The organism is Hydrophilobacter chitinilyticus, from assembly GCF_049860745.1.
GTDB lineage: Bacteria > Pseudomonadota > Gammaproteobacteria > Burkholderiales > Burkholderiaceae_C > Rhodoferax_B.
Window position 1 is genome coordinate 3952299 of record NZ_CP187561.1, and the last position, 18338, is coordinate 3970636.

Here is an 18338-nt window from a genome sequence, read left to right on the forward strand (position 1 = left end):
GATTCATGCGTGGGGAAGAAGGGTTTTCACGGGCCCGGTATGGCTCTCATGTGATGGCCACAACAACACACCAAACGCCAGGCAGTGGCCAAACGGCGTGTAGAGCCCGCCCAAGATGATGGTCATCGCAATCGGCACGCGCGCAGCGGGCACGCTGGTGCTGGTGGCAATGCAGTAACCAATAAAACTCCAGTAGGCCAAAGCGCCCAAAATGCCAAACTCAAAAACGGTTTTGAACATGATCATTTCGGCCACTGGCACCGTGGCGCGCGTACCGTACTCTGCAAAGCTTCCAGCGCCCATGCCCAACAAGGCGCGTACCGGGTCAGGCCAGAGGAATTCATCAAACATGTAGAACCCACCGACAAAGCGCATAGAACCACTGGAACCGTTAGAAGAGAACTCCCCGCTGCGCTTGAGAATCTGGGCAAAAATGCCATCGCTTTGGACTGCGGCAATGGCTAATACGAGCGCTACCGCCAGTAGCGCACTCAACAAAAGCCCCCAGCGACGTTTGACGATCGAGTCAACCAGCAAACAAACGCCCAGCAGCATCAGCCCGGTACCAGAATAGGACACCAGAAGCGCGACAGCCATCACTGCCAGATACCAAAGTCGCCGACGAGAAGCGATCTCCAGCACGATGCAAACCGCCGTTAGTTGGCTGAACATTGACGGCTCAATCATGAACACACCATTGGTACGCACGATTTCAGATCCGTACTCCAACACTGCCTGCATGTTGAACTTGGATGTCAGCAGGAATTCGGGCACAAAGTTTTCGATGGGAAACGCAAGCGTAGGCCCCAGCACGAACTGCGCAACGTATTGAACCAAGCCGCAAACGCCAACAATCAAACCCAGTTGCTGAAAGTAGCCCAAGACCTGTTCGCTGCTGATCTTGGGCCGGCTTAACCTAAACACATACGGCAGATGGATCACAAAAAACAGCAGCAACGACGGTAACGAGAAGTCGTCGATGTAGACCAGTTGCACACACACAATGAACGCAAAAGCACCGAGAAACGCAAACGTGCGCCGCACGTCAAACACCATGCGCCCGGCCACCAAGCCAAAGAGCGCAACGGCAAATGCCAATGGAATACTGAGCGCCAATCCCATAGCGCCAAAAGGAGGCACAGAGAACTTGGCCAGGTAGGTTACCGAAATCAGTGGCAATCGGAAGAGCCAGCGATCCCATGCACGGCCACGCCGAGCGCTTTCGCGCTTTACGCCGACGAGGGGCCAGGGTTGGTCAGGGGCATGGGCGACGGACGATGAACGCATGCTGGCACACGTTACTCAAGCACGTTACGAGGCTGGGCCGATGGCTGCCCAAAATCGCGCATGGCCTGCTCATACAAAGCGCGCGTGGTATGGCCGATGCCCTGCCACGAGCCACTGATCTCCATGGGCGCACGGCGCGACCGCTGGGCGATGGCCAAATGCATTTCTTCCGCCAGCGCGTCGACATCGTTTGATGGCACCAAAGCGCCATCCAAGTCCGGCACCATGTCTTCAGCAAAGATACCCACGTGGCTGGCAATCAGCCACTTACCAAGCGGCTTGACGAGAAAGTAAACACCGCTGGCGTCAATCTGCCGGTAAGGGAAAACAAAACAATCGGCGTCATCAAACAGCACCGCCATTTCTTCTTCAGACTGGCGCTGCAACCGCAGGTCGAACTGCGCATCGAGGCCTAGTTCGGTGATGCGGGCCAGCAGCGGCGCAATGTCCATGCGTGGACGCCCGGCGACGATGACGCGCATTTGCTGACGCACGGCGTCGGGCAGACGGTGCACGGCTTCGATCAAAATATCGAAACCCTTGTAGGGTTTGATTTCGCCAAAAAGTACGAAGGTCCAACGCGGATCGCGCATCGCTGATGCCGGCTTGGGTGGTGCCTGCACCGCCAAACGTAGAGGGCCGTGCGGAATCACGGCAATCTTGTCGACATCCACACCGCGAGCCGCCAAAGCCTGCTTGCCCGATTGGGTATGCACCACCACGCGGTGGGCGATTTTGATGGGTTGGTCATGCCCATAACGCTGCATCCATGACATGTTCTGCCCGTTGAAAGGCACGGTATCGTGCACGGTCAACACCAGAGGGCACATCCGCCGGATCAGGGTCATGGCCAACGCATCCAGCGGCGGCACTACGATCCACTGCACGTGCACAACGTCGGGTCGGGTGGTTTTGATTTTCCACAGCAACGTCGCCAAGCCAGCAGCATGCGCAATACCTTTGGCAACGGCCTTGAGCTTGCCCGGTATCCAGGTCGCCTCGTCTACGCGGCGATAGAAGAATGGATCGGTTTGCTCCAGCGGCAACTCCTGGCGGTCACCTTTGCGCGTGGGCCGCGTCGCCCACATCGGGGACACACCTGCGGCAGCCAAGCCCTCGGACAAGGCTGCATCGTACGGGGCGGTAAACAGCGAGGGGTCGACCAACAGAACATTCAAATCACGCACCTTGCTCATCGTTCAGCCCACCCGTGACCGGGCACAGTAGGCTTCGCCGCACTGGCGCGCCACGGTTCTTCGCGCACAAACGCAAGCCCAAACAAAAAGCCGCTGGCCCAGCAGATGTGCATCAACGCCGCAGCACCACCAGAGAACAAACCGCAAACCGAGCGAGTCTTCACAGCGATCGACACCGAGGTCAGCCCCAAGATCGTCACGTACAACACCGGCCACGCAAGAAACAGGGGCGACCATAGCGACAGCAGCAACGACAAGACCAGCACGATCAGATGCACCGGCAACGCCAATTGCCGCAAACGCATGGAGCCCGGATGCCGACGCACGGTACGCGAACGCCCTTTGCCGTACGAGAAATATTGGCGCGCGAGGCGACTCGGCGTGGCACGCGGCTCATACCCCAAGCGGATCTCCGAATCGAGATAGAGCTTGCTGCCCAACGCACGTTGTCGGCAGTCCAACTCTGCGTCTTCGTTATGAGTGAAGGTTTCGTCGTAGCCACCTGCACGCACAAACGAAGCCATGCGAAAAGCCGCATGGTGACCGTGGTCCACATAGCCACTTTTGGTACCGCCACGGTGTGCTGAGCCGCCGGAGCCAACGCGGCTGTCGGACACCCAGGCCACCGCTTTCTGAAAACACGTTTGGCCACGCGAATCCATGGGCACCACGACCGCATCCGCGCCGGTGCGGTCCAGCGATTCGACCAGCTTACGAATGAATCCAGCGGGGTATTCGGCATGAGCATCGCAGCGCACCAGAATTTCGGCATCTCGCCCCAAGGTTTGTGCGGCCAAGTTCACCGCGGCACTTTGGATGCGTTTGGGGTTTGGCAAGAAGCGTAGCAAGGGCTGCGTGGTCATCATGCGCTGCACCAGTTCCACAGTGCCATCTGTGCTGCCGCCGTCTGCCACTACAAACTGAATGTTGGCGTTTAGCGGCAGGTCGCGGCTGAGCGCGGTGACCACATGCTCAATCGCACGCACCTCGTTCAGCGTGGGAATCACCACCAAAATGGAGCGCTGGCTGTCCTGAACATCAGTGCTCATTGATCATGACCCCAGCAAAACGTGCATGGCTTTTGTGTACCTGCCCCACCAGCGATTGGATCGCGTCCATGCGGGTGGTACCGCGCCGACCAATGACCATGGCGGCACCACACTTGGCGGCCAACACGCGCGCATCCGCACCACGAGCGAAGGCTGGGGTGTCGACGATCACGTAGTCGAATTTGGAGCAAACTTCTAGGATCAACGCATTGAACGTCGAACGCTGAATCAACTCTGACGGATTAGGCGGCTGAGTGCCAACAGGTAGCACAAACAAGCCAGGTAACGAGACAGGCTGGTGGATTACGTCAAACTCGGCTCGGCCTGCCAAAATGTCGCTGAGCCCACTGCCATCCTTCACACCAAAAAGCCGGTGCAAGCGCGGCGTGCGCATGTCAGCATCAATCAGCAACGTGCGGCCACCGGTTTGACTGAGCACGATGGCTAGGTTGGCGGCTATAAAGGTTTTGCCGTCGCCAATATTCGGACTCAACACGGCCAACGCGCGGGGCGGTTGGTCGGGTGACAACACGCCCATCAGCAATTGGCTGCGCACGTCGCGAAACACTTCAGCTTCATCGCTAAAGGGGTCGATGGCCGTGATGAGTTCGTCGTCCAGACCAGATGTATCGCCTTCGGCTGCGTACGGGTAGTGAAACTGCTGAGACAAGGCCCACTGCACGTCACCCTTGGAGGCCATTTTCAACGCTACCGCCGCTTCACCAAAGCGCATGCGGTGCTGCCGTTGGTAGGCAACGATTTCTTCGATCTGGCGATGGTCCAGATTACGCACCTCCCGGATCAAGTCGCCCATGGAGCGATCGACCACCGGGTGCCGCTCACCTTTGGCCGGGACGTCTTGCAGGTCATCAGATGGCATATCCGATGATCCCTTCATGGCACGCAGTAACGATTTAGCTTGCATGATGTGGTGTGGTGAGAACTCAAGAAGCCTGTGCACCACCAGCACTGGTGGTCAGTCGATTGCGTGCGGCTATGCGGCGTTTTGGAATGGCTTTGGCCGGTAACACTCCCAGAACCGGCTGGCCAAGGCTACGCAATACGTCAAGGTTGGTGCGTAGGCGACGGTCGCGTAGTTCTGACAGCAAAGCGGCCCCAACAGCCAACAAGCCGCCGACCAAAATCGCGACTGCCGTATTCAAGACGATCCGTGGCGAAGACGGCAACGGGGAAATAGTGGCCTGCTTCAGCACCGAGACATTGGTCTGCGTGGTTTGGCTTTCCAGGCTGGTTTGGCTGGCACGCAACTCCATGGCGTCATATGCACGTTGAGCGTTTTCCACGTCACGCTGCAACACAGCCGCTTCGTCGCGCTCAGTCTTGATATGCAACAACTTGGAGCGTTGAGCCTCTAACGCAGCACGCAATTGCGCAAGCCGGGCTTGGTTGATGTCGTTGTTCACGGTCAGGCTGCTGGCCACGCGTTTGGTCTCGGTCGCAATCGACGAGCGCAGTTGGGCTACTTTGGCACGCGCTTCAACCATGTCCGGGTGGTTCTCGCCCAGCCGTCCACTCAACTCTTTCACACGCGTTTCCGCGCTGGAGAGTTCATTCGACATGGTCACGATCACAGGGTTGTTCATGACTTCGCTCATGCGGTCGGCATTGGCTGCAGACTGGCTTTGACGCCCACCAGATTCGTTGGCGATGCCTTGCAACACCACCAGCTGAGTAGTGAGTTCAGCAAGCCGTTGGTTTTCGACATCAAGCTTTTCGTCGTTCGCCACAATGCCTTTGGCTTGCTGGTATGCCGACAAGCGCGACTGCGCGGCTTCCAACTCAGAGCGCAACTGCTTGCCACGCCCTTCAAAAAAGCCGTAGTACTGCTTCGCAGGCTCGGTACGCAGCGCCAACGTGGTATCGACATACGATTTCACCCAGGCATTAGTAACCTTTGCGGCAAATTCAGCATCTGCTGACGTGTACGACAAGTTGATCACGTTGGAGTCTTTTGCTGGCACAACTGACAGGTAGCGGGTCAACTGCTCAGCCAACCACGACTTGAAGTCGCCGACGCCGTCTGTGACCTCTTGCCACTTGGCGCGGTAGTTGGCATCGTTTTCCAGCCCCAAGGTCTGAATTGCACCCAGTGCCACACGCTCGCTTTGGATCACGTGCAACTGCGTGGCCATATAGCCCACCACCGTCATACCAGGCAACACAATACCGGCAATGGGGTCAGGGGACTTCACGTCCAGCAAAACGGCCGCGGTGGAGGTGTACTGCGGCGTGCGGAAAAGACTCACGGCCACCACAGTCGCCACGACAAAAGCCCACACCAGAACCGCAATTCGCCAGCGGGCGCGGAAAGCAATCAGTATTTCACCAATGGTCATTTAGCAACTTTCGCAAGATTCAGGCCACTTAAAAAAATATGCGGCCACACACTCTCTGGCAAGAGCCCCGCCTTAATTCTCCCTTGGAGCAACGATGCAGGACTAGTTCTTTCGGACTATTGCTGCACTGCACCATCGCCTAGATACTAACCCTAGGACCTAACGCAAGTCCAGCGTTTGGGGGAGTAAAAAAATGCACAAACTGAACCTTAAATTTGCAGTCGCCACGCTGCTCGCTGCCGCGTGTTTTAGTAGCGCAATGGCTACCGAAAAGACTCCTACTGTGTCAGCCAGCAACAATGTGTTGCGTGGCGCCACCGATATGGCCACTTCGGTTGCAGTATCAGCACGACCCAAAATGCCGGCGATCGCCGAAAGCAATTCGGTGAGCCGTTCGAACACGGATAGCGCCAGCACAGCACTTGAAGAGTCGAACACGATCGGCATGCTGCTGGCGGGCTTGGCTATCATGGGATTGGTGGTACGCCGCCGCATGAACCAGTCTTAAAGCGCGAACTGCTTGCCCCTATAAACCGGGGCCACAGCGGTTAGCGGCATTGTTGCTTCTCTCCTTGAGAGCAGAAGAATGTCGTCGAGTCACTTGCGTCGAACGCTATAAACAATCCTTACGCCAAAAGGCACGGCTATAACGCATAGCCGCCCTGCCAAACCCATTGATACCCATGCGCTACGGCGCGCTCGATGCAACGTCAAATTGCCTCGCACACATGGGCAAAAAAACATTTGCAGATCACACCGGTATGCTCAGCAGGCTGAGGCGCAGTGCCCCGCCTGCCATCACGCATTACGCCCGGCCAATACTGAAGTACTCAATATCCAACGCTCGCACCAATGCGGGGTCGTAGAGATTGCGTCCATCAAAGACAACCGGTTGCTTCAAGCGTGTTTTGATGGCGTCAAAGTCAGGGCTACGGAACTCCTTCCATTCCGTGACGATGACCAAGGCGTCTGAGCCATCCAAAGCACTCTTGGGACGGCCGGCAAAACTCAAGCGTGGCTCATCGCCAAAAATACGCTCGGCTTCGGTCATGGCGACCGGATCGTAGGCTGTAACGGTGGCACCACGGCGCAGCAACTCAGCGACGACGACACGGCTGGGTGCGTCGCGCATATCGTCGGTATTGGGCTTGAAAGCCAGGCCCCACAGCGCAAAGCGACGGCCAGATAAATCCTCCCCAAAGCGCTGCGTGATTTTCTCAACCAGCACGTGCTTTTGCGCGTCGTTGGACTCTTCCACCGCAGTCAGCACACGTAGCTGACGGCCATGCTGGCCGGCGGTTTTGATCAAGGCTTTCACATCCTTGGGGAAGCATGAGCCTCCGTAGCCGCAACCCGAATAGAGGAAGTGGCTCCCGATCCGTGGATCGCTGCCAATACCTGACCGCACCAGTTCAATATCGGCGCCCAAAATCTCAGCCAGGTTGGCCAACTCGTTCATGAAGCTGATGCGCGTGGCCAGCATCGCATTCGCTGCGTACTTGGTGAGCTCAGCGGAGCGCACATCCATCAGCACCAACTTTTCATGGTTGCGTTGGAATGGGCCGTAGAGCTGGCGCATCAAGCTGATGGCTTTGTCGTCATTGGCGCCCACCACGATGCGGTCTGGCCGCATGAAGTCTTCAATGGCGGCGCCTTCTTTCAAGAACTCAGGGTTGGACACCACGCTGAACTCGATCTTGCTCTCGCGGTTAGCCAGCTCAATTTGAATCGCCTCACGCACTTTGTCGGCAGTACCCACCGGCACGGTTGATTTGTCGACCACCACGCGGTAGCCATCCATGTGTTTGCCGATGTTGCGTGCGGCAGCTAGCACGTATTGCAGGTCGGCAGAGCCATCTTCGTCGGGCGGCGTGCCTACGGCAATGAATTGAATGGTGCCGAATTTGGCGGCCTGCTGTACGTCGGTGGTGAAAGACAAACGGCCAGCCTCGACGTTACGCCGCACGACTTCCTGCAGGCCGGGCTCATGAATCGGGATACCGCCCTCTTCCAAAATTTTGATCTTGGCTGGGTCGACATCTAAGCACAACACGTCATTACCCACGTCCGCCAAGCATGCGCCGGATACGAGGCCGACGTAGCCAGTACCGATAACCGTAATTTTCATGAAGCCTAACCTTTAGTGAGATAAAAAATGAATGAACAAACCGTGTGCAAATCGCAGGCCATGTCCGACAAACAATGAACTTCATGGCGGCGTGATAGGCCCCCAAAACACGATCTCAACGGTCATTTTGCTGGGCCTTTGGATTCGCGGATGGAGCCACTTTGGCCCAAACGTCGTTCCAGCAAATAACTCAATTTCCGAATACCCAAGCCACGACAGGCTCCACACGCCTATCTGTCCAAATTCGTCACTTCATTCGTGTTAACTTAAAGTTTCAAATAGAACGTTCTGATTCAATTAATCAGCCATCTACGTTGGAAAAACGACAAAAAGTGCACGCTTCCAAATGCTTAGTGCCAAGAAAACACAAAACGAGCACCAGTTGGTGCTGGCACAACGCAACGGAATCTGCTGCTCGCTTTTATCTGAGGAAGCGGCGAACCACGATGCTGCCAATGATCAGCAAGGCGGCCAGCATTGCGGGCGCATTGTGAGAACGTTCTGCAGCCGCGATGGCGTCCACAGGCGACGAAACATTGGTGAAGGTCTTTTTGGGTTGCCCAGCATCCGAGGCCTGCCAGACATCTGATTTGTAGGAGGTGAGAACAGCGACGTCACTCGCATAAGCGTTGGTGTTCAAGGCGTTACTCACCGGCGCTGTTTGCGGTGTCGCCATAGCGGAGGTGCTATTCAAGAAAGCAAACGCAGCGCCCAGAATACTGATGACCAGTTTGTGCATGAAATTCTCCCAATGGAATCTATAGCAGCCTCGTCATTTCATCGGCCCCTGGATCTAAGGTGCCCACGAAATACTAGTGAAACTACCTAGATTTCATTATGCTGCACCGCAGCAAAGAAGACAACGCCTGTTGTTTTTTGCTATGCGCCACGGAAGATGAAATACACCGCGCCCACCATGCACAGCCCAGCCCAAACGTAGTCCAGCTTGAACGGTTCACCCATGTAGAACATGGCAAACGGCACAAAAACCGACAGCGTGATCACCTCTTGCATGATCTTCAGTTGCCCCAGGCTGAACCCTGCTTGCTGAAAACCGATGCGGTTGGCTGGTACCTGTAGCAGGTACTCGAACAGCGCGATGCCCCAACTCGCCGCTGCGGCCATGTACCACGGGGCGGTGGCTAGGTTTTTGAGGTGGCCGTACCAAGCAAACGTCATGAACACGTTAGACAACACGAGCAGCAGAATCGTCTGCAGCGACAAGGGGATGGACGAGAGAATTTGCATGGCGGGATTATGGGAAGGTTCGCATATGCGCGGTGTAGGACGCGGGGTAAAAAACTACCGGCGCCAGAACGACGGCGTCAGCAGCGCCATCAGGCTCAACAGCTCCAGCCGCCCCAGCACCATGGCGAAGGTGCACACCCAGATTTGAAAGTCGGTGAGCACGGCGTAGTTGGAAGCCGGCCCCACCTGCCCCAAGCCGGGGCCCATGCAGTTAATGCTGGCAATGACAATGGAGAAAGCCGTCACGGGGTCCAGATCCGTCGCTAGCAGCACCATACCAAGCACGAGGATGGAGCCGCCATACACCAGCATAAAGGCCAGCACCGCAAAGATGGTGCGCGGCTCGACCACGCGCTGGCCCAGCGTGACGGGTTGCACCATGCGCGGGTGCGCCAGGCGCCGCACTTCGTGCAAGGCCTGTTGCACCAAGATGACCAAGCGCACCATCTTGATCCCACCGCCGGTAGAGCCTGCACTGGTGGCCACGCCCGACAGCAGCAGCATCAACACCGGCGCAAACACCGGCCACTGCAGAAAATCGACCGACGCATAGCCTGTCGTCGACGCGACTGAGATCACATGGAACATGCCCATGCGCAGCGCGGTAATGGGCTCGTACACGCCCTTGACCCACAGCAGCAGCGACACCAGCAGCCCGCCGCCCAGCAACGCCGTCATGGTGGCGCGCATTTCCGCATCCAGCCAAAAAACGCGCAGGCTACCCTTGCGCATGGCGATGAAGTACAGCGCAAAGTTGCAGCTGGCCAGCAGCATGAAGAACATGGCCACCAGCTCCAGCGGCACCGAGTCGAAGTAGGCAAAGCTGGCGTCGTGTGGCGACAAACCGCCCAAGCTGGTGGTGGTGAACATGTGCATCAGCGCGTCCAGCGGCGTCATGCCGCAGGCCCAATACGCGAGGAAACACGCTACAGACAACACCGAGTAAATCTTCCACAACCCCTTGGCGGTCTCGGCCATGCGCGGGGTGAGTTTGGTGTCTTTCACCGGCCCCGCCACTTCGGCCTTGAACAACTGGCTGCCGCCCATGCCCAAGAGCGGCAACACGGCCACCGCCAGCACCAAGATGCCCATGCCGCCCACCCACTGCAAGAAGGTGCGCCAGATGTTGATGGACACCGGCAACGCATCCAGCCCGCTGAGCACGGTGGAGCCCGCTGTGGTAAGGCCCGACACGGCTTCAAAGTAGGCGTGTGTGAACGTCAGCGGCTTTTGCAGCACCGAGAAAGCCAACAGCAAGGGCAGCGATGCGAACAGCGGCAATACCACCCAGGTGGACGTGACCAGCATCACGCCATGGCGTGGATGCAGCTCGCGCGAAAACTGGCCGAAGCCGCGCCACAGGCCCACACCACACGCCAAGGTGATGGCCATGGACATCGGATAGGCCAGCATCACACCATCGGCAAACCACCACGAAAACGCCCACGGCACGCCCATGGCGAGCGCAAAGAACATCAGCAGCAAGCCAAGCACGTGGAGGACGGGGAACAGGTCTTTCATACCAATCGCAATCGAAGCGTGGCCAACGCTGGCTTCAGAAGAACGTGGCGCTGACGCGGAACAGCTTCTCCACGTCACGGATCAAGCGCTTGCGCGGCAAGAAGATCACCACGTGGTCGTTGCTCTCGATCACCGTATCGCCGTTGGGGATGATCACCTGCGGCGGCGGCAGGTCATCTGCATCGTCGCTCTTGGCCGCATGCGACTCAGGCAAGCCACGCACCACCAGACCGATGTGCGCCTCGGACGGCAGGCGAATGGCATCAACCTTGCGCCCCACTACACGCGAAGTTTTGCGGTCGCCGCGCGCCACGATCTCCAGCGCCTCGGCCACACCCCGGCGCACGCTGTGCACGGCTTGCACGTCGCCCTGGCGCACATAGGCCAGCAGCTCGCCCAGCATGGCTTGTGCGGGAGACAAGGCAATGTCGATTTGAGTGCCATGCATCAGGTCGGCATAACTGCGCCGGTTGATCAGCGCCAGCACGCGCGTGGCGCCTAGTTGCTTGGCCAGCAGGCTGGCCATGATGTTGTCTTCGTCGTCACTGGTGATGGCCAGAAAGAGGTCTACGTCTTCAATGCCCTCTTCTTCCATCAAGTCTTCGTCGGTGGCATCGCCCTGCAACACCAACACGTCTTTGGGCAAGATGGTGGCCAACTCGACACAGCGTTGCGGGTTGGACTCGATCACCTTGACGTTGTAGTCTTGGTCAGACTGGCTGAGCTGCAGCGCCAGCCGCAATCCCACGCGCCCACCACCGGCAATCAAGATGCGCTTCACTGGCCGGGCCTGCACGCCGTCGCGCTTGTGCAGGGCACGCAGCACGGCCGGAATGTGCTCGCGTGCGGCCAGCACAAACACCTCGTCGCCGGGGCGGATGCGCACATTGGCTTCACAGATGATGAAGCGGTCAGCCTCTTCTTCCAGCCGGCGGTAGATGGCCACGATGCGCATCGCCACACCGGGCACCAGGGAAGCCAACTCGGCAATGTTGTGATCAACCAGCGGCGCGCCAGCCACCGCGCGCACCGACACCATACACGCCAGCCCGCCAGCAAACTCGCGCACCTGCAGCGCCTCGGGGTGCTCCACCAGCTTGCCGATGTAGTTGGTGAGCGAGGCTTCGGGGCAGATGATTTGATCGACCGCAAAACCGTCGTGGCCCATCAGTTCGGTGTGTTCTTGAAAGCCGCTGGAGCGCACGCGCGCGATGCGGGTGGGCACGCTGAACATCATCTGCGCCAGCTTGCAGGCCACCAGATTGGTTTCGTCGCGCGCGGCGCAGGCGATCAGCAAGTCGGTGTCGCGTGCGCCGGCTTCGGCCAGCACTTCGGGGTCGACACCGCTGCCCACCACACCACGCAAATCCAGCCGGTCTTGCAGCTCGGCAAGGCGAGCGGCATCGCTGTCGATGACGGTGATGTCGTTCTGCTCAGACAACAGCGCCGAGGCCACACTTTCACCAATGCGGCCGGCACCAATGATCAAGATTTTCATGAAGGGCCTTCAGCTGTGCAGAGTGGGGCCGGGCAAGCGTTCAATGCTTTGGTCTCGCACCGCCGCCAATTGTGCGGGGGTGACCTGGTCGGGCGCAATCTCGGCCAGCGGCAGCAGCACAAAGGCGCGCAGCAACATGCGCGGGTGCGGCAGCGTGAGCTGTGGGCTGTCGACCAGGGCCTGGCCATAGCGCAGCAAATCGAGATCAAGCGTGCGGGGCGCGTTGAAGTAAGGTCGCTCGCGGCCTGCGCCCTGCTCTATGTTTTGTAGCTGCTGCAGCAGATCTGGCGCGCTCAAGCGGGTTAAAACCTCTATAACACCGTTGAGGTAATCAGGGCCGCTGGAGTCTATAGGCGCGCTGCTGTAGAGCGACGAGCCGTGTACCAGGCGGGTGCCGGGCAGTGCGGCAATGGCCACGCTGGCAGCATGCAAGGCACCAGCCGCGTCGCCCAGATTGGCACCCAGCGCGACAAAGGCCCGTACTTCAGGCCGCGCGCCGAGGCCAGGAAAATCAGTCACCGCCGCCAGCGCCAGGCGTAGCGCCTCCGCCGTCTGCACGCCCTGCGCCCGCCGGTTTACGGCGACGGCGGCGTTTGCGTGGCGCGGCTGCGCCATCGGCAGACTCGGCCACCACGGCAGCTTCGTCGCCATCACTCGCTGGCGCGGGCGAGGACGCCGCGCGCTTCGCTGGAGCGGCACGTTTGGCCGCACCTTCAGTAGCCGGTGCAGCAGGCGCGGCTTGACGCGGCACACGCACCACGCGTTGGCGTTGGTTGGCTTCTTCGCGCGCTTGGGCCAGCAGGTCTTCGCGTTTGTCGTCGTCGCCCACGCTGAATTCTTGCCACCATTCGCCCAGGGCTTCACCGATCTCGCCGGTGTCGGCGCGCAGGCGCATGAAGTCGAACGCGGCGCGGAAGCGTGGCTGGTCGATCAGGCTGTAGGCGGCGCTGCCGGTGCGCTTTTCAAAGCGTGGCTGCATCAGCCAGATTTCGCGCATGTCGCCGGCCAGCTTGCCGCGACCGGACACATCGCCAATGCGCGAGTCGAACACGTCGTTGATGGCGTCTTGCAGCGCCGCAAACGGCGGCTGGCGGTGTTTGTTCTGGCGTTGGTCCCAGCCTTCGCGCACGTCGGCCCACAACACGCAGGCCAGCAAGAAGCTCGGCGCCACGGGTTTGCCTTCGCCCACGCGGCGGTCGGTGTCTTGCAGGGCGGCCCGCACAAAGGCTTGGTCGGCACGCTCCACTACCACGTCGAGCAGCGGGTAGATGCCGGTAGCCATGCCGAGCGCCTTGAGCTGCTCGATCGTGGCGATGGCGTGGCCGGTCTGCAGCAGCTTGAGCATCTCGTCGAACAAGCGGCTTTGCGGCACATCGGCCAGCAGCTTTTGCGAGTGGACCAAGGGTGCGGCGGTTTTCGGCTCCAGCTTGAAGCCCAGCGCGCCCAGCTTGGCACTGAACCGCACGGCACGGATGATGCGCACCGGGTCTTCGCGGTAACGCGTGGCGGCGTCGCCAATCATGCGGATGATGCGTTTTTTGCTGTCCGCCATGCCGCCGTGGTAGTCCACCACCATCTGGCTCTTGGGGTCGTAATACATCGCATTGATGGTGAAGTCGCGGCGCGCAGCGTCTTCATCTTGCGGGCCCCACACGTTGTCGCGCAGCACACGGCCGCTCGAATCCACGGCATGCTTCATATTGGCCAGCTCGTTCTTGCTGGTGCGTTCGTTGCCTTTGACCTGCTCGGCGGCAGCGTTGTCCATCTGCGCGCGGAAGGTCGAGACTTCAATCACCTCGTGCTCACGCCCACGCCCATACACCACGTGCACGATGCGAAAGCGCCGGCCGATGATGAAGGCGCGGCGGAACAGGCCTTTGACCTGCTCGGGCGTGGCATTAGTGGCCACGTCGAAGTCTTTGGGGCGCATGCCGACCAGCAGGTCGCGCACGGCGCCGCCGACGATGTAGGCCTCAAAACCGGCTTGTTGCAAGGTGGTGACCACACCGATGGCGCGTTCGTCCACCAGATGGGGGTCGATGCCGTGGACTGCGGGGCCCACTTCCACGCGTTTGCCGAGCTTGTTTTTCTTGGCCGAAGCAGCGGAGGCGGGTTTCTTCCCGAGAAGCTTGTCGATGAATTGCTTGATCATGTTAATTTTTGGAACAGGTCGAGTATGCGCCATCCCCGCTCAAGCGCTATCGCACGCAGCCGGTCGTCGGGATTGGTCGCCACCGGGTGGTTGACCTTTTCCATCAGCGCAAGGTCGTTGATGGAGTCTGTGTAGAAGGTGATGTCGACGTCGCCCCAGTCGAGCCCGCGCGCGGCCAGCCACTGCGCCACACGCGTGACCTTGCCCTCGCGCGCCGAAGGCACACCGTGGATGTCGCCGGTGATCCAGCCGGGTTGGCCACCCTCACCTTGGGTGCGCGCCAGCTCCACGGCCAGCAGTTCTTGCACGCCGAGTTCGGTGGCAATCGGGCGCGTCACAAAATCGTTGGTGGCGGTGACGATGACCACCATGTCGCCCGCGTCCTGGTGTTGGCGCACCAGCGCGCGCGCTTGCGGCGTGATGGCGGGCAGCACCATGGTGCGCATGAAATCAGCGTGGGCAGCTATTGATTTTGCAGCACCTTGCTGGCGTGCGGCATCGGTGGCAAAGCGCACATAGTCGTGGATGTCGAGCGTGCCGGCCTTGTAGTGGGCGTAGAACTCATCGTTGCGTTGCTTGAATTCGGCCGGGTCGGTCCAGCCGATCTGCGTGGTGAACACACCCCAGGAATAGTCGGAGTCGATGGCCAGCAGGGTGTGGTCCAGGTCGAATAGCGCCAGCTTTTTCATGCTTGCCTTGGGTGCCGATAGAGATTACTGGGCGCGCCCTCTTCGTGGGGAACGCCGCGGAACCGGCTTTGCCGGGCCGCTGGCGTTGCCCCCTGCAAGGGGGTTGGCGGCCACACGAAGTGGGCAAGTCTGGGGGTGTTCACAAGTTTTCCAGCATGGATTTGATCAGGGGAATCGTCAGCCCGCGCTGGGTCTGCATGGCAAAACGGTCGAGGTGGTCGAGCAGTTGCATCAGGCTGCCCAGGTCGCGGCTGAAGCGCTTGAGCATGAAGTCGACCACTTCGGTGCTGAGTTCCAGCCCGCGCGCTTCGGCCTCTGACTGCAACACGGCGCGGCGCTCGTCTTCATTGAGCAACTGCAGCGCGTAGATGTGGCCCCAGCCCAGGCGGGTGCGCAGGTCGTCGCGCAGCTTCAAGTCGGCCGGCGGCGCATCGCCCGCCCCCAACACCCAACGTTGCCAGGTTTGCGCATTGACGAACCACTTGAAAGCGGCATGCTGCTGCTCGGCGTTGAACAGGTGCACGTCGTCCATCAAGATAGCGGCCCAGCGCTCGTCGAACTCGGGCGGCGACAGCTCGCTCGGGTCGAGCCAGCCGACCACCGCGCCCTGCTCGCGCAGCGACTCGCGCACGGCTTTGAGCAAATGCGTTTTGCCGCTGCCGCTGGGGCCCCAGATGTAGCTGGGCACCGGCGAACGCGTGGTCTGGCTAGTCTCAGGCCCGGCCCACAACTGCAGGTGGCGAAGCGCCGCTTCGTTGGCACCGGGAAAAAAGTTGTGCAGTGTGGGGCCCGACACCAGGCCAATGTCCAACACCATCTGCTGCATATGCCGGGGCTGCGTCACACCTTGCCCCCGTTATAAAGTGGGCTGGCCAGGTAGCCCGCACGCACACGGCGAATGGCCACCAGCAGTACGGCGCTGGCCGGCAAAGCGATGAGCACGCCCACAAAACCAAACAACTGGCCGAACGCCAGCAACGCAAAAATCACCGCCAACGGGTGCAGGCCAATACGCTCGCCCACCAGGCGCGGCGTGAGCACCAGGCTCTCTAGCAACTGGCCCAGGCCAAAGACCACGGCCAGCATCACCAGCACCTGCACCAAACCCATTTGCAGCAAGCCGGCCAAAGTGGCCAGCACCAGCCCCAAACCAAAGCCCAGGTACGGCACAAACATCGCCAAGCCGGTGAACAGGCCGATCGGCAGCGCCAGATCCAGCCCAAACAACGCCAGGCCAATGCTGTAGAACGTGGCCATGATCAGCATCACCAGAATTTGTCCGCGCAGGTATTGGCCCAGCACTTCGTCGGCCTCGTGGGTGAAGCTGTCAAAACCAGGGCGCACGCGCACGGGCACCAGTTCTTTGAGGCGCGCAATAAACGGTTTCCAGTCCATCAGCAAGTAAAACAACGCCACTGGAATCAGTACCGCATTGCCCACCACCGCCAGCGCCACACTGCCACCCAGTTTGAGCGACGACAAGGCAGAGGCCAACGACTGCTCGGTGTTGTCGGTCAAATACTGGCTGACCAGGGTTTTGAGGCTGGCAATGTCGAACGAAACTTTAAGGCCCCACTGCGCCAACAAAGGCTGCAGCCAGTCGTTGAAGCGGTCGAGCCCACGCGGCAGTTGCTGGCGCAGCAGCGGAATTTCTTTGGCCACGATGGGCACGATCAACAAAAACAAAGCCATCAGCGCCAGCAAAAACACCAACTCGACCACAACAACCGCCAGCACACGCGGCACGCGTCCGCCAGCGGCGTGGTCGAGCCGGTCGACCACAGGCGTCAACCCATACGCCAGCACGGCGGCCACCACAAACGGCACCAGCACAGGCCCCAGCAACCACAGCGCCAGAATGGCGACGGCGGCAATCGACAACCAGGCCAGGGCGTGGCGTTGGGTCGAGGTCAGTTGCATGAAAAAACGGACAAAACGAACATGAGGGACGCTGCGAAGCGACGGGTTGGAACTGGACGAGAGTACCGGCAGAGCACTGCAGAGTCGGTTGCAGGACGCCGGGGTGGGCAGTAGCCCTTAAAATCAGGCAAATTCTATAGGGATGCGTGCACTTCTTCGCGCCGCGCGCCCTGTTTCTGCCCTTTCCCTTTACTGGTTTTCTTCCAAGCAGCTTCAACATGACCTCATCCAACGCCACGCCCCTCTCGTACAAGGACGCCGGAGTCGACATCGACGCAGGTGACGCCCTGGTCGACCGCATCAAGCCCATGGCCAAGAAAACCATGCGCGAAGGCGTGCTGGCCGGTATTGGCGGCTTTGGCGCGCTGTTTGAAGTGCCCAAGCGCTACAAAGAACCCGTGCTGGTGAGCGGCACCGACGGCGTGGGCACCAAGCTGCGTCTGGCGTTTGAATGGAACATGCACGACACCGTGGGCATCGACCTGGTGGCCATGAGCGTGAACGACGTGCTGGTGCAAGGCGCCGAGCCGCTGTTCTTCCTGGACTACTTTGCCTGCGGCAAGCTCGACGTGGACACCGCCGCAGCGGTGGTCGGCGGCATTGCCAAGGGTTGCGAATTGTCTGGCTGTGCCTTGATTGGCGGCGAAACCGCTGAAATGCCCGGCATGTACCCACCGGGCGAATACGACTTGGCCGGTTTTGCCGTGGGCGCGGTGGAAAAGAGCAAGATTTTGGCGGGCCAAGACGTGGTGCCCGGCGACGTGGTGCTGGGTTTGGCGTCTTCGGGCGTGCACTCCAACGGCTTCAGCCTGGTGCGCAAGTGCATTGAGCGTGCGGCCGCTAATTTGCCTGCCACGCTGGACGGCAAGCCGTTCAAAGAAGCACTGATGGAACCCACCCGCCTGTACGTGAAAAACGTGCTGGCCGCGCTGGCCGCACACCCCATCAAGGCGCTGGCGCACATCACCGGCGGTGGTCTGCTGGAAAACATTCCACGCGTGTTGCCCGTAGGCACGGCCGCACATTTAAAGGCCGGTAGCTGGCCCAAGACCGAGTTGTTTGCCTGGCTGCAAACGACCGCCGGCATCGACGACTACGAGATGAACCGCACGTTCAACAACGGCATCGGCATGGTGGTGGTGGTGCCTGCGGCCGCAGCCGAAGCCACGGCCGCCACGCTGCGCGCAGCCGGTGAACAGGTCTACACCATTGGCACGATCGCCGCGCGTGGCGAAGGTGCTGCGGTGGTTGTGGCTTAACACCCTAGGCATCCAAACAAAAAGGCCCGCTGGT

17 protein-coding genes are annotated in these 18338 nt (G+C 59.9%); 2 read left to right on the top strand and 15 right to left on the bottom strand.

Annotation, left to right across the window (positions count from 1 at the left end; translation table 11 throughout):
• Positions 1–3: 3 nt before the first annotated feature.
• The 5 genes from ACPWMG_RS17605 to epsF all read right to left on the bottom strand — a co-directional run bounded on the left by ACPWMG_RS17605 (position 4) and on the right by epsF (position 5889).
• On the bottom strand, positions 4–1287 hold the full coding sequence (locus ACPWMG_RS17605) for a hypothetical protein (RefSeq protein ID WP_483300783.1): 1284 nt from the start codon (positions 1285–1287) through the stop codon (positions 4–6).
• Positions 1288–1298: 11 nt separating this feature from the next.
• Positions 1299–2483, bottom strand: a complete 1185-nt coding sequence (locus tag ACPWMG_RS17610) for a glycosyltransferase (protein ID WP_483300784.1) — start codon at positions 2481–2483, stop codon at positions 1299–1301.
• Positions 2480–3532, bottom strand: coding sequence for a glycosyltransferase family 2 protein (locus ACPWMG_RS17615; protein ID WP_483300785.1), 1053 nt, complete (start codon positions 3530–3532; stop codon positions 2480–2482). Before ACPWMG_RS17615 ends, ACPWMG_RS17610 begins: the two co-directional genes overlap by 4 nt.
• Positions 3522–4412: a polysaccharide biosynthesis tyrosine autokinase gene (locus tag ACPWMG_RS17620; RefSeq protein WP_483300786.1), complete on the bottom strand. Its 891-nt coding sequence runs from the start codon at positions 4410–4412 to the stop codon at positions 3522–3524. Before ACPWMG_RS17620 ends, ACPWMG_RS17615 begins: the two co-directional genes overlap by 11 nt.
• A 64-nt stretch (positions 4413–4476) precedes the next feature.
• On the bottom strand, positions 4477–5889 hold the full coding sequence (gene epsF, locus ACPWMG_RS17625; protein ID WP_483300788.1) for a chain length determinant protein EpsF: 1413 nt from the start codon (positions 5887–5889) through the stop codon (positions 4477–4479).
• Between the two features lie 193 nt (positions 5890–6082).
• Between epsF and ACPWMG_RS17630 the strand changes: the two genes are divergently transcribed.
• Positions 6083–6397 carry a hypothetical protein gene (locus ACPWMG_RS17630; RefSeq protein ID WP_483300789.1) on the top strand — a complete coding sequence of 105 codons (315 nt, stop codon included), beginning with the start codon at positions 6083–6085 and terminating at the stop codon, positions 6395–6397.
• 297 nt (positions 6398–6694) lie between these two features.
• Here ACPWMG_RS17630 and ACPWMG_RS17635 read toward each other — a convergent pair whose 3' ends face one another.
• The 10 genes from ACPWMG_RS17635 to ACPWMG_RS17680 form a co-directional block, all read right to left on the bottom strand.
• A complete protein-coding gene (locus ACPWMG_RS17635) occupies positions 6695–8017 on the bottom strand; it encodes a UDP-glucose dehydrogenase family protein (RefSeq protein WP_483300790.1) in 1323 nt (440 codons plus the stop codon).
• 421 nt (positions 8018–8438) lie between these two features.
• Positions 8439–8756, bottom strand: a complete 318-nt coding sequence (locus ACPWMG_RS17640) for a hypothetical protein (RefSeq protein ID WP_483300791.1) — start codon at positions 8754–8756, stop codon at positions 8439–8441.
• 140 nt (positions 8757–8896) lie between these two features.
• The gene (locus tag ACPWMG_RS17645; RefSeq protein ID WP_483300792.1) at positions 8897–9265 is read right to left on the bottom strand and encodes a DMT family protein; all 369 of its coding nucleotides are present in this window, start codon (positions 9263–9265) and stop codon (positions 8897–8899) included.
• Between the two features lie 54 nt (positions 9266–9319).
• Positions 9320–10786, bottom strand: coding sequence for a TrkH family potassium uptake protein (locus ACPWMG_RS17650; RefSeq protein ID WP_483300793.1), 1467 nt, complete (start codon positions 10784–10786; stop codon positions 9320–9322).
• Positions 10787–10820: 34 nt separating this feature from the next.
• On the bottom strand, positions 10821–12284 hold the full coding sequence (gene trkA / locus ACPWMG_RS17655; RefSeq protein ID WP_483300794.1) for a Trk system potassium transporter TrkA: 1464 nt from the start codon (positions 12282–12284) through the stop codon (positions 10821–10823).
• A gap of 9 nt (positions 12285–12293) precedes the next feature.
• Positions 12294–12803 (bottom strand): 2-amino-4-hydroxy-6-hydroxymethyldihydropteridine diphosphokinase, encoded by a 510-nt coding sequence (gene folK, locus ACPWMG_RS17660; protein WP_483300795.1) that lies wholly within the window; start codon positions 12801–12803, stop codon positions 12294–12296.
• Complete coding sequence (gene pcnB / locus ACPWMG_RS17665; RefSeq protein WP_483300796.1) at positions 12796–14436, bottom strand: polynucleotide adenylyltransferase PcnB; 1641 nt, start codon at positions 14434–14436, stop codon at positions 12796–12798. Before pcnB ends, folK begins: the two co-directional genes overlap by 8 nt.
• Positions 14433–15125, bottom strand: coding sequence for an HAD family hydrolase (locus tag ACPWMG_RS17670; protein ID WP_483300797.1), 693 nt, complete (start codon positions 15123–15125; stop codon positions 14433–14435). The genes pcnB and ACPWMG_RS17670 overlap by 4 nt, the downstream gene beginning before the upstream one ends.
• A gap of 139 nt (positions 15126–15264) precedes the next feature.
• Complete coding sequence (gene hda, locus ACPWMG_RS17675) at positions 15265–15951, bottom strand: DnaA regulatory inactivator Hda (RefSeq protein ID WP_483305282.1); 687 nt, start codon at positions 15949–15951, stop codon at positions 15265–15267.
• 14 nt (positions 15952–15965) lie between these two features.
• Complete coding sequence (locus ACPWMG_RS17680; RefSeq protein ID WP_483300798.1) at positions 15966–17045, bottom strand: AI-2E family transporter; 1080 nt, start codon at positions 17043–17045, stop codon at positions 15966–15968.
• 218 nt (positions 17046–17263) lie between these two features.
• Here ACPWMG_RS17680 and purM point away from each other — a divergent pair, with 218 nt between their 5' ends.
• Positions 17264–18304: a phosphoribosylformylglycinamidine cyclo-ligase gene (gene purM / locus ACPWMG_RS17685; protein WP_483300799.1), complete on the top strand. Its 1041-nt coding sequence runs from the start codon at positions 17264–17266 to the stop codon at positions 18302–18304.
• Positions 18305–18338: the final 34 nt, after the last annotated feature.

Bases quoted from the DNA above. Each gene is read 5' to 3' on its own strand.
- ACPWMG_RS17605 (WP_483300783.1), bottom strand. From the start codon at position 1,287: ATGCGTTCATCGTCCGTCGCCCATGCCCCTGACCAACCCTGGCCCCTC.
- ACPWMG_RS17610 (WP_483300784.1), bottom strand. From the start codon at position 2,483: ATGAGCAAGGTGCGTGATTTGAATGTTCTGTTGGTCGACCCCTCGCTG.
- ACPWMG_RS17615 (WP_483300785.1), bottom strand. From the start codon at position 3,532: ATGAGCACTGATGTTCAGGACAGCCAGCGCTCCATTTTGGTGGTGATT.
- ACPWMG_RS17620 (WP_483300786.1), bottom strand. From the start codon at position 4,412: ATGCCATCTGATGACCTGCAAGACGTCCCGGCCAAAGGTGAGCGGCAC.
- epsF (WP_483300788.1), bottom strand. From the start codon at position 5,889: ATGACCATTGGTGAAATACTGATTGCTTTCCGCGCCCGCTGGCGAATT.
- ACPWMG_RS17630 (WP_483300789.1), top strand. From the start codon at position 6,083: ATGCACAAACTGAACCTTAAATTTGCAGTCGCCACGCTGCTCGCTGCC.
- ACPWMG_RS17635 (WP_483300790.1), bottom strand. From the start codon at position 8,017: ATGAAAATTACGGTTATCGGTACTGGCTACGTCGGCCTCGTATCCGGC.
- ACPWMG_RS17640 (WP_483300791.1), bottom strand. From the start codon at position 8,756: ATGCACAAACTGGTCATCAGTATTCTGGGCGCTGCGTTTGCTTTCTTG.
- ACPWMG_RS17645 (WP_483300792.1), bottom strand. From the start codon at position 9,265: ATGCAAATTCTCTCGTCCATCCCCTTGTCGCTGCAGACGATTCTGCTG.
- ACPWMG_RS17650 (WP_483300793.1), bottom strand. From the start codon at position 10,786: ATGAAAGACCTGTTCCCCGTCCTCCACGTGCTTGGCTTGCTGCTGATG.
- trkA (WP_483300794.1), bottom strand. From the start codon at position 12,284: ATGAAAATCTTGATCATTGGTGCCGGCCGCATTGGTGAAAGTGTGGCC.
- pcnB (WP_483300796.1), bottom strand. From the start codon at position 14,436: ATGATCAAGCAATTCATCGACAAGCTTCTCGGGAAGAAACCCGCCTCC.
- ACPWMG_RS17670 (WP_483300797.1), bottom strand. From the start codon at position 15,125: ATGAAAAAGCTGGCGCTATTCGACCTGGACCACACCCTGCTGGCCATC.
- hda (WP_483305282.1), bottom strand. From the start codon at position 15,951: ATGCAGCAGATGGTGTTGGACATTGGCCTGGTGTCGGGCCCCACACTG.
- ACPWMG_RS17680 (WP_483300798.1), bottom strand. From the start codon at position 17,045: ATGCAACTGACCTCGACCCAACGCCACGCCCTGGCCTGGTTGTCGATT.
- purM (WP_483300799.1), top strand. From the start codon at position 17,264: ATGACCTCATCCAACGCCACGCCCCTCTCGTACAAGGACGCCGGAGTC.